The 9,071-nt window shown below is 70.2% G+C and carries 12 protein-coding genes; 7 read left to right on the forward strand and 5 right to left on the reverse strand.

Going from position 1 to position 9,071, the window contains the following annotated elements:
- The first annotated feature begins 39 nt into the window (after window positions 1-39).
- The 3 genes from JWQ91_RS12395 (at window position 40) to JWQ91_RS12405 (ending at window position 2,259) form a co-directional block, all read left to right on the forward strand.
- The gene (locus JWQ91_RS12395; protein ID WP_297784458.1) at window positions 40-954 is read left to right on the forward strand and encodes a cation diffusion facilitator family transporter; all 915 of its coding nucleotides are present in this window, start codon (window positions 40-42) and stop codon (window positions 952-954) included.
- Between the two features lie 23 nt (window positions 955-977).
- Window positions 978-1,634 (forward strand): thioredoxin domain-containing protein, encoded by a 657-nt coding sequence (locus tag JWQ91_RS12400; protein WP_297784461.1) that lies wholly within the window; start codon window positions 978-980, stop codon window positions 1,632-1,634.
- Window positions 1,635-1,872: 238 nt separating this feature from the next.
- The gene (locus JWQ91_RS12405; protein ID WP_297784464.1) at window positions 1,873-2,259 is read left to right on the forward strand and encodes a VOC family protein; all 387 of its coding nucleotides are present in this window, start codon (window positions 1,873-1,875) and stop codon (window positions 2,257-2,259) included.
- Window positions 2,260-2,279: 20 nt separating this feature from the next.
- On the opposite strand, the gene JWQ91_RS12410 is transcribed toward JWQ91_RS12405, so the two are convergent.
- Window positions 2,280-2,720, reverse strand: a complete 441-nt coding sequence (locus JWQ91_RS12410; RefSeq protein WP_297784467.1) for a VOC family protein — start codon at window positions 2,718-2,720, stop codon at window positions 2,280-2,282.
- Between the two features lie 212 nt (window positions 2,721-2,932).
- Between JWQ91_RS12410 and JWQ91_RS12415 the strand changes: the two genes are divergently transcribed.
- A complete protein-coding gene (locus JWQ91_RS12415) occupies window positions 2,933-3,673 on the forward strand; it encodes an AIM24 family protein (protein WP_297784470.1) in 741 nt (246 codons plus the stop codon).
- Between the two features lie 2 nt (window positions 3,674-3,675).
- On the opposite strand, the gene JWQ91_RS12420 is transcribed toward JWQ91_RS12415, so the two are convergent.
- Both JWQ91_RS12420 and JWQ91_RS12425 read right to left on the reverse strand, forming a co-directional pair.
- Window positions 3,676-4,563, reverse strand: a complete 888-nt coding sequence (locus JWQ91_RS12420; protein ID WP_297784473.1) for an EamA family transporter — start codon at window positions 4,561-4,563, stop codon at window positions 3,676-3,678.
- Window positions 4,564-4,609: 46 nt separating this feature from the next.
- On the reverse strand, window positions 4,610-5,035 hold the full coding sequence (locus JWQ91_RS12425) for an SRPBCC family protein (protein ID WP_297784477.1): 426 nt from the start codon (window positions 5,033-5,035) through the stop codon (window positions 4,610-4,612).
- A 26-nt stretch (window positions 5,036-5,061) separates the two neighbouring features.
- On the opposite strand from JWQ91_RS12425, the gene JWQ91_RS12430 reads away from it, so the two are divergent.
- The 3 genes from JWQ91_RS12430 (at window position 5,062) to JWQ91_RS12440 (ending at window position 7,572) form a co-directional block, all read left to right on the forward strand.
- Window positions 5,062-6,264, forward strand: coding sequence for a benzoate/H(+) symporter BenE family transporter (locus JWQ91_RS12430; protein ID WP_297784480.1), 1,203 nt, complete (start codon window positions 5,062-5,064; stop codon window positions 6,262-6,264).
- 1 nt (window position 6,265) lies between these two features.
- On the forward strand, window positions 6,266-6,730 hold the full coding sequence (locus tag JWQ91_RS12435) for a tRNA (cytidine(34)-2'-O)-methyltransferase (RefSeq protein ID WP_297784483.1): 465 nt from the start codon (window positions 6,266-6,268) through the stop codon (window positions 6,728-6,730).
- A 140-nt stretch (window positions 6,731-6,870) separates the two neighbouring features.
- Complete coding sequence (locus JWQ91_RS12440; RefSeq protein ID WP_297784486.1) at window positions 6,871-7,572, forward strand: SGNH/GDSL hydrolase family protein; 702 nt, start codon at window positions 6,871-6,873, stop codon at window positions 7,570-7,572.
- A gap of 28 nt (window positions 7,573-7,600) precedes the next feature.
- On the opposite strand, the gene rdgB is transcribed toward JWQ91_RS12440, so the two are convergent.
- Together rdgB and rph are read right to left on the reverse strand one after the other, a co-directional pair.
- Entirely contained in the window at window positions 7,601-8,236 is a 636-nt protein-coding gene (gene rdgB / locus JWQ91_RS12445) for an RdgB/HAM1 family non-canonical purine NTP pyrophosphatase (RefSeq protein ID WP_297784489.1), read from the reverse strand.
- Complete coding sequence (gene rph / locus JWQ91_RS12450; RefSeq protein WP_297784491.1) at window positions 8,233-8,952, reverse strand: ribonuclease PH; 720 nt, start codon at window positions 8,950-8,952, stop codon at window positions 8,233-8,235. Before rph ends, rdgB begins: the two co-directional genes overlap by 4 nt.
- Window positions 8,953-9,071 lie beyond the last annotated feature (119 nt).

Here is a 9,071-nt window from a genome sequence, read left to right on the forward strand (position 1 = left end):
CTCTGCTGAGCCGTCGTGCTCACTGGAAGGGACACTCTGATGGGCGCAGGACACAGCCACCCACCGGCACCGGCTGGACATGCGGGAGGCCGGTACCGTCGCAAACTGGCTATCGCATTCGGCCTCATCGCGGCCTTCTTCGTCGTCGAGCTGGTCTACGGACTGGTCGCTGACTCCCTGGCATTGATCTCAGACGCCGGGCATATGGCCGCCGATGTGGTTGCTCTCGGAGCCGCGCTCGCCGCTACGAAGATTGCCACTCGCAAGGACAAGACCGGCCGCCGAACGTTCGGCTCATACCGTGCCGAAGTCTTTGCCTCCGGGCTGACGGTCCTGCTCATGCTCGGCGTCTCCGCCTACGTCGTCATCGAAGCAGTCAGCCGCATCGGCAGCGACCCCGAAGTCTCCAGCGGTCCCATGATCATCGTCGGCGGCATCGGCCTGCTCATCAACATCGTCGTCATGTTCCTGCTCAAGAGCGGCGCCAAAGAAAGCCTCAACGTCAAGGGCGCTTACTTCGAGGTCGTCGCAGACACGGCAGGCTCCGTCGGCGTCGTCATCGCCGGAATCCTCATTGCCACCACCGGCGAAGTCTGGTGGGACACAGTCGTCGCTCTCGCAATCGGGGCCTTCGTGGCTGTGCGTGCGATCTTTCTGGGTCGCCAAGTCCTCGCTGTGCTCGGACAGCACGTGCCCGAAGGCATGGCCATCGAACACGTCACCGACGACCTTGCCGCAGTCCCTGGGGTGACTGACGTCCACGACCTGCACGTCTGGGTCCTGACGTCAGGCATGAACGTGGCGACCGCTCACCTCGTTGCCAGCGACACCGCCGACTTCCCGCGCATCCTTGACGAAGCCCGCACCATGTTGAAAGCCACGTACGCCATCGAGCACGCCACGATCCAGGTCGAACGCACTGCTGCCCGCGAGTGTCACGAAATCGACTGGTGACGACCACGAAACGAGACCTCCCGATGAAAATCACCCAGCAGACCACCATCGCCCTTGGCTTCGCCCTCGTCGCCGTCGCACTGTTCGGCGGGGCATTCGTCTACCAGAATCTCGCCGCGCCCGAACCGGCCGACGCGTCCGAGCGAAAGAACATCACCGTCCGCGCTGACAGCCACCGGCTCAGCACGGCCGAGGACGACAAAGTGACGCTCGTGGAGTTTCTCGACTTCGAATGTGAAGCCTGCGGCGCCGCCTACCCGTTCATCGAAGATCTGCGGGAAAAGTACGACGGCAAGGTCACATTCGTGGCCCGCTACTTCCCCATCCCAAGTCATACGAACGCCAACAACGCCGCCTACGCCGTCGAGTCGGCAGCCCGTCAAGGCAAGTTCGAAGACATGTACAAGCGCATGTACGAGACGCAGGCGCAGTGGGGTGAAAGCCAAGACTCCAAGGCCGCCCTGTTCCGCACGTACGCCGTAGACCTGGGGCTGGACATGGCCAAGTACGACGCTGATGTAGCCAGCCCCGACGTAGCAGCGCGGGTGCACAAGGATATCGACGACGGGACCAAGCTTGGCGTCAGTGGAACGCCGTCGTTCTACCTCAACGGAGAACGGCTCATCCCGTCCACCACCGAGGAGTTCGTCCAAGCCATCGAAGACGCGCTGGCGAAGTAGAGCGAGCGCCTGCGAGGGCATGTGTTTGCTCAACCTGAACGGGAAGATCGACTGGCCTTGAGCGGCCACCGACCCGAAAGCGTGCCCCTGACTGCCATACGGGGGACAAGTCGCTGAGGAGGCGGTCGCTCCTGGCGGACCAACCACCAGGAACTCCGCCGGCCCTAGCCGAGTGGCTGGGCCGGGATTACGTTGGAGGGGAAGCGACTCGGGCACTTCACGACCCGAAGGAGCAGCCATGTTGAACGACAGCAAAGTCACCGCGAACGTACCCGTGTCGGACCTCGACCGGGCCCGGAGCTTCTACGCCGACACGCTCGGCCTCACGCCCGCCGACGAGAACCCGGGCGGACTCATCTACACCACCGGCGGCGGGACGACCTTCTTCCTCTACCAGACCGAGTACGCCGGCCAGGCCGGTCACACCATCGCCCAGTGGCACGTCGGCAGCGTCGACGACGAGGTGCGGGACCTCAAGGCCAAGGGGCTGGCGTTCGAGCACTACGACATGCCCGGCGTGACCTGGGACGGAGATGTCGCCCGCATGGAGGGAATGGGGAGCGCCGCCTGGTTCAAGGACAGCGAGGGCAACATCATGTGCCTGGACGACGCCTGGACCGGCTGAGCACGAGTGGCCGGGGCGCGTCAGCCCAGCTGCTCGAACAGGGACACGATGATCCCCTCGGGCCCACGCACGTAGGCCATGCGCACGCTCTTGTCGTACTCACCGATCCCACCGACGAGCCCGTAGCCGTCCGCAGCCACGGCGTCGACGGCCGCCTGGAGGTCGCCGACCTCGAAGGACACGTTGCGCAGACCCAGCTCGTTGGCCATCGCCGCCGGCGAGCCGGGGACGTGGTCGGGCGTGACGAAGCTCGCGAGCTCCAGCCGGGCCCCGCCGTCGGGCGACCTGAGCATCACGAGCCGGCAGTGCGCGCCCGGGATGCCGCAGACGGTCTCCACGAACTCGCCCTCGACCGATCCGGTCCCCTCGACCTCCAGCCCGAGGCCGACGAAGAAGGCGGTCACCGGGTCCAGGTCCGCGACGGTGATGCCGATGTGGTCGAAGCGACGTACGTGAGCCATGCCCTCCATCCTCCGGGAAAGCCCTGCCGGTTGTCATGCGGATGCCAGGTCTACTCCCGCAGCTGGTCACTCCGCACCGACCAGCTGGCCCCCGTCACCGGGTGTCCGGATCCCGATCCCGGGGTGGGACCCGGCACTTCCCCGATGGCGGCACTTCCGGCGCGCCGCCTACGTTGAGTCCAGAGAGAGTCCACGAACGAGAGGCACCCCGCATGAAGTCCGAGCTGTTCAACCAGGCCAACCTCGAGGTCCAGACCACCGAGCGGTTCACGTTGCAGAACCCGCGGATGCTCAAGGTCACGCTCGGCGCTCCCGTCCTGGCGACCAAGGGCGTCATGGTCGCCTACCAGGGCCGGGTCTCGTTCGAGCACAAGTCGGCCGGCAGCATCGGCAAGCTCATGAAGAAGGTCGTCACCTCCGAGGACAACCCGCTCATGACGGTCGCCGGCGAGGGCGAGGTGTTCTTCGCCGACACCGCCAAGAACGTCTTCGTGCTCAACCTCGAGGGTGACGGCATCTCGATCAACGGCCGCAACCTGCTGGCGTTCGACGCGAGCCTGGACCACGACATCCGCCGGGTCAAGGGCGTCGGCGTCGCCGCCGGTGGGCTGTTCAACACGATCGTCAGCGGCCACGGCCAGGTCGCCCTCGTCGCCGACGGCGATCCCATGATCCTGGACTGCTCGCAGCAGCCGACGTACGTCGACATCAACGCGGCGGTCTGCTGGTCGGCCAACCTGCAGCCCCAGATCCACAACAGCATGAGCATGCGCTCGACGATGCGCGGCGGCTCCGGCGAGGCGTTCCAGTACGCCTTCGCGGGCCCGGGCTTCGTCGTGGTGCAGCCGTCGGAGGGCCCGAGCTATCAGGCGGGCGCCGGCAACAACGGCAGCAACGTCGCCGCGGCCGCGGTCGGCGGCGGCATCCTCGGCGGGATCCTGGGCGGCAGCTGACCTCAGGCCGGGACGGTCCGCCGCGGCACGGCGAGCAGGGCGACCCCACCCAGCAGGACCACGAGGCCGAGCCAGCCGGCGGACGAGACCCGCTCGTCGAGCAGGACCAGTCCCAGCACGCAGGCGGTGACCGGCTCGGCGAGCGTCAGGGTCGAGACCGTCGCGGCGCTGAGCGACTGCAGGCCGACCGCGAACAGGACGTACGCCACCACGACGGTCACGATCGCCAGCCACCCGACCATCCGGACCCCGGGCCACGACGCCAGCGGCGCGAGGTCGACGAGCAGGAGGAACGGCAGTCCCAGGACGGCAGCCGTCCCGAAGACGCTCCCGATCGCGGCGGTCGGCGTCCACCCGTCGGTGAGGAGCCGCTTCGCCGCGAGGGTGTAGACCGCGTAGGACAGCGCCGCTCCCAGCGAGCCGGCCAGCCCGGGCAGGCTGACGTGGTCGCCGGCGCCCTCGGCCAGCCCGCTGAGCAGCACGACACCGACGACGGCGCAGCCGGTCGCGACGAACCACGTCCGGGCCGGCACGGTCCGGGTCAGGCACCACTCCAGCAGGCCGGTCAGGGCGGGCGCGGCGCCGAGGGTCACCACGGCGCCGATCGCGACCCCGTTGAGTCGGGCGCCGGCGAAGAACGTCGGCTGATAGGCCAGGACCGCGGCACCACCGACCAGGACGGCCCACAGCCCACCCCGGCTCGTGCCGAGGGCGCGAGGGGACGGACGGCCGGCGACCCACCAGGCCACCAGACCCAGCAGGGCCCCACCGGCGACGATGCGGGCAAGGCCGACGGCCGAGCTCGAGGCGGCGTCCGGACCGTACGCCTGCGCGGTGCCGGTCGTCCCGAAGCACACGGCGGAGGCGATGACGAGGAGGGCGGCGCGCACACCACATTGTTGCGCAGCGGCCACCGCCCCCCGTCGTCGACCGGGACTACGGCGCGAGCTTGCCGATCCCCTTGGAGATGCTGGTCTGCAGGATCTTGCCGACCAGTCCGGCGACGCCGGGGATCGGCGCGTCGAAGCCGATCGTGTAGTCCAGCGCCGTGCCGCCGTTGGCGGTCGGCGTCAGGACCTGGCGGCCCCAGTGGCCCTTGAGCGGGCTGCCCTTGCTGATGGCGTACTCGATCAGCGTGTGCGGCTCGGCCACGGTCGTGGTCTCGTGGAACGCCGGCAGCGGCCCGATCTTGAGGGCTCGGGTCGAGCCGACGCCGTTGCGGGAGGTCGCTCCGTCGGACACGCGGGTGATCTTGGCGCCGAAGACCGGACCGAGATTCTCGTGCTCGGAGAGCTTCTCGAAGACCGTGGCGGGATCGGACGTGAACGTGTGCGTGACGTGGACGCGCTGGGGAGTGGTCATGGTGCCTGAGTCTAGGGTGAATGCCCATGGAGCGGGAGTTGAAGGGCGGCGCGGCCCGCCCCGATCTCCAGCAGCCCCTCAGCGCCGGCGTCGTCGCCGCGCTCGTCGGCTACACCAGCGCGTTCGCGGTCGTCCTGACCGGTCTCACGGCGGTCGGCGCGAGCCCACGGCAAGCCGCCTCCGGCCTCCTCGCCCTGTGCCTGACCCAGGCGGTCGGGATGCTGTGGCTGAGCCGCCGCCACCGGATGCCGTTGATCCTGGTCTGGTCGACGCCCGGCGTCGCCCTGCTCGCCGGCACGGACGGCTTCGACGGCGGGTGGCCGGTCGCGGTGGGGGCGTTCCTGGTCGCCGGCGCGGCGTACGTCCTGACGGGCCTGTGGCCCGCGCTCGGCAACCTCATCGCCCGGATCCCGGCGCCGATCGCCCAGGCCATGCTGGCCGGCGTCGTGCTGGAGCTGTGCCTGTCTCCCGTCACCCACCTCAAGGACAACCCCTGGGCCATCCTGCCGATCGTCGTGGTGTGGCTGCTCGGGGTGCGGTTCGCACCGCGCTGGGCCGTCCCTGCCGCGTTCGTGGCGGCGGCCGCGGTCATCGGCGTCGACATGGTCCGCGACGGCACGACGATCGCCGGCTCCTCCCTCGCCCCCGCCCTGTCGTTCACCGCCCCCGAGCTCAGCTGGGCGGCGCTGGTCGGCATCGCGCTGCCGCTGTACGTCGTCACGATGGCGTCGCAGAACGTCCCGGGCGTCGCGATCATGAAGTCGTTGGGCTACGACGTCCCGTGGCGCAGCTCGATGGTGAGCGCCGGCGTCGCGACGATGGCCGGTGCCACCGCCGGCGGCCACTCGGTCAACCTGGCGGCGATCAGCGCGGCCCTGGCCGCCGGACCACCGGCTGGACCCGATCCGCAGCGCCGCTGGATCGCGTCGCAGTCGGCCGGCTGGACGTACGTCGTCCTGGCCGCCGCGTCCGCCGCGCTGGCGGCCCTCGTGGCGGTCGCCCCGGTCGGGGTCATCGCGACGGTCGCCGGCCTGGCCCTGCTGGGCACGCTCGCCGACGCGCTGGAGGGCGCGGTCAGCCAGCGGCGGGGCCGCGAGGCCGCCGTCATCACGTTCCTCGTCGCGGCGTCCGGCGTCTCGGCGGCCGGGATCGGGTCCGCGTTCTGGGCGCTGGTCGCCGGCCTCGTCGTCCACCTCGTCCTCGACGTCCGACTCCCGAAGGGGCCCTGACATGTTCCGCATCCTGTTCTTCGAGCCGCGCATCGCCGGCAACACCGGCGCCGCGATCCGCCTGGCCGCCGTGACGGGCGCCGAGCTGCACCTCGTCGAGCCCCTCGGCTTCGACCTCGAGGAGTCCAAGCTCAAGCGGGCCGGCCTGGACTACCACGACCTCGCGGTCCTGACGGTCCACCCGGACCTCGACACCGCGCTCGCGGCCCTGGCGCCGGCCCGGGTGTTCGCCTTCACGGCCCGGGGCGAGGAGCTCTACACCGACATCGCCTACGTCCCCGGGGACGTCCTGATGTTCGGGCCCGAGCCGACCGGGCTCCCGCCCGAGGTCCTCGACGACCCCCGGCTGGCCGGCCGCGTCCGCCTGCCGATGCTGCCCGGGCTGCGCTCGATGAACCTCGCCAACACCGCCTCGGTCGCGGTCTTCGAGGCCTGGCGACAGCAGGGCTTCGCCCTGCCGGAGTGACCTGCGGCACCCTGCTGACCTGCACAGATGGCCCTTTCGAACCATTTTGGGTGACAGGTTGATTGCTTACGCTGAATTTGGAGATCCGGGGCCGCCCGCGGACGTACAGTGGCCGTTCCTCGGGAGGAAGACAGCACATCATGATCATGCCCAGGGCGGCCACTCGCAGATCGGTCGCCATCGCCCTCGTCATCGCGACGATCGTCGCCCCGTTCATGGCGTGGCAGGGTGCACAGGGTGGTGAGAAGGAGGCGCTCTCGGCCCTCGCGCCGCAGGGCATCGTGGTGGTCGGCGACTCGATCTCGGCCCGCTACGACGACGAGGTCGGCGGCGAGGACCAGGCGTGGTGGAGCATCACGGGTCGCCGGTTCAACGCGAACGTCACGACGTACGCCCAGTCCGGCTCGGGCTACCTCCGACCGGGCCGGCGCTGCACGGGCGACCGGTTCATCGATCGCACCCCCGCCTACGCCGGCGACGCGCCGTCGATCCTGATCGTCGAGGGCGGCCGCAACGACTGGTCGCGTTGCGACGACGGCCTGTTCGTCCCGTCGACCGACGCCGAGGTGCAGCACGCCGTCGACACCTACCTCGACGTGCTGCAGGGATGGCTCCCCCGGTCGACCCGGATCATCGTGCTGGGGCCGCCGTGGGGCCCGTTCGACCCCGAGAACGGGCAGCGGGTCACGGCGATCATCGAGGCCGAGGCGAAGGCCCACGGCCTGCAGTTCATCAGCACGACGGGGGCGCTGACCGCCTCCCGGGTGGTCGACGGCATCCACCCCAACCGGGCCGGCAGCGTCGCGATCGCCCGCAAGGTCATCGCGGCCCTCGACAGCTGAGTCCCGCCCGGGAGCGGTGCACCGGGGTTCAGTGGCTCAGGGCCTCCACGACCGCCGGGGCGATCGCGACCAGGGCCTTGCCACGGTGGCTGATGCGGTCCTTCTCCTCGGGCGGCAGCTCGGCGGTCGAGACGTCGTGGCCGTCGGCGGCGAACAGCGGGTCGTAGCCGAAGCCGCCTCCCCCGTGCTCGGCCGCCAGGACCCGCCCGGCCATCTCGCCGAGCTCGACGATCTCGCGCCCGTCCGGCGTGCACAACGCCACGGCCGCCCGGAACCGGGCCGTGCGGCGCTCCGCGGGGACGTCGCCGAGCTGGCTCAGCAGCAGCGCGTTGTTGGCGGCGTCGCCGCCGTCGGCCTTCGCGACACCCGACCAGCGGGCGGACAGGACGCCGGGCATCCCGTTGAGGGCGTCGACGCACAGCCCCGAGTCGTCGGCCAGCGACGGCAGCCCGGTCGCGGCGAGCGCCGCCCGGGCCTTGATCAGGGCGTTGCCCTCGAAGGTCGGCTCGGTCTCGGCCGGCTCGTCGTACGCCGGGAAGTCCGCGAGCCCGAGGACCTGGATCCCCGGCACCAGCGGCTCGAGGATGCGGCGCAGCTCGGCGAGCTTCTTGGCGTTGTTGGACGCCAGGACGACCCGCCGGCCGCCGTGCTGCGGATCGGTCATCGACCGAGCGCCTCGTTCTGCAGGCGGGTCAGGTCGGCGCAGCCACCGGCGGCGAGCTCCAGCAGCGCGTCGAGCTCGGCCTTGTCGAACGGCGCGCCCTCGGCGGTGCCCTGCACCTCGACGAACTTGCCCGAGCCCGTCATCACGACGTTCATGTCGGTCTCGGCGCGGACGTCCTCGACGTACGGCAGGTCCAGCAGCGGGACGCCGTCGATGATGCCGACGCTGATCGCGGCGACCGACTCGACGAGCGGCTCGCCGGCGAGGGCACCCTTGGCGCGCAGGTGCTCGACGGCATCGGCCAGGGCGATGTACGCCCCCGTGATCGCGGCGGTGCGGGTGCCGCCGTCGGCCTGCAGGACGTCGCAGTCGATCGTGATGGTGTTCTCCCCCAGCGCCTTGTAGTCGATCGCCATCCGCAGCGACCGACCCACCAGGCGGGAGATCTCGTGCGTCCGGCCACCGATCCGGCCCTTGACGGACTCACGGGCGGAGCGGTCGTGCGTCGCCTGCGGCAGCATCGCGTACTCCGCCGTGACCCAGCCCAGTCCGGAGCCCTTGCGCCAGCGCGGGACGCCCTCGCTGGCGCTCGCGGCGCACAGCACCTTGGTCTTGCCGAACTCGATCAGGCACGAGCCTTGGGCGTGGTCGAGCCAGTTGCGGGTGATCGTCACAGGACGGAGCTGATCGGCGCTGCGGCCGTCTTCGCGGGTCATGCTGCGAGCCTATCGGCCGGGTCAGATCTCGTAGGTGGCCCCGGCGGTCACGAGCTCGTACGGGCCGTTCCACGTCGTCTTGACGTCCGACTCGACCTCGGCGCGGTCGGTCCAGCTCG

Origin of the sequence: Aeromicrobium sp. (genome assembly GCF_025965075.1) — a bacterium.
In the GTDB taxonomy this organism is placed as follows: Bacteria; Actinomycetota; Actinomycetes; order Propionibacteriales; family Nocardioidaceae; genus Aeromicrobium.